The following is a 642-nucleotide window of genomic DNA, read 5'->3' as shown; positions in this document are numbered from 1 at the left end:
TAAAATTCTTTTATACATCCTAATACACCTTAAATTTTAAATGCTCTTAAAGTAAAAAACGCTGACAAAGTTTGCCAGCGCTTTTAAAGTTAGCTAAGTAACAACTTTTCTTAGAAGCCGTACTCTAAACCGATACGTGTTACGATATCTGTATCATTATCGCCTTCAGTACGACCAGCTACACGTAGGTAAGGTACGAAACCGTTATGAACCATCATCAGCTGACCTGAAATTGTGTTGCTGTCAGAATTTTTCACCGTTGTGCTGTTTACCTCTGCTTCTAAGTTAGCAGCGTAACCCAGTTTGAAACCAACAGGGCCATTCCAGTATTGACCGATGATAGAGTAAGAGCCTTGATCTACATCCGCCCCAGCAACACCACCATAATTATCTAATGCTTCCATTTTATATGCTGCTGCAAAACCAAAGCCTGCAGGTAGAGACGCTTCAATACCTACTAAGTACGCTTGGTTATCTTGATTTTTAACACCATTAAAATCAGAGCCAGATTCAATCGCACCCATTAATGTTACTTTTTCAAAGCTGTATTTTGCGTTAGCACTTGCGAATGCAGAATCACGAGTCGCTGCACCACCACCGTTCGCATTATCATCACGACCAACAGAAGCTGCAAAAGAGAAA

At 40.3% G+C, this 642-nt stretch carries 1 protein-coding gene; it reads right to left on the bottom strand.

Features of this window, described 5'->3' with window-relative positions; genetic code table 11:
* Positions 1 to 110: 110 nt before the first annotated feature.
* On the bottom strand, positions 111 to 642 hold a 532-nt coding region (locus HC728_RS19755; RefSeq protein ID WP_190395984.1), incomplete at its 5' end, for a porin.

It is taken from the genome of Aliivibrio sp. S10_S31 (assembly GCF_014694495.1).
GTDB lineage: Bacteria > Pseudomonadota > Gammaproteobacteria > Enterobacterales > Vibrionaceae > Aliivibrio > Aliivibrio fischeri.
This window is presented reverse-complemented; position numbering and strand designations above follow the sequence as displayed.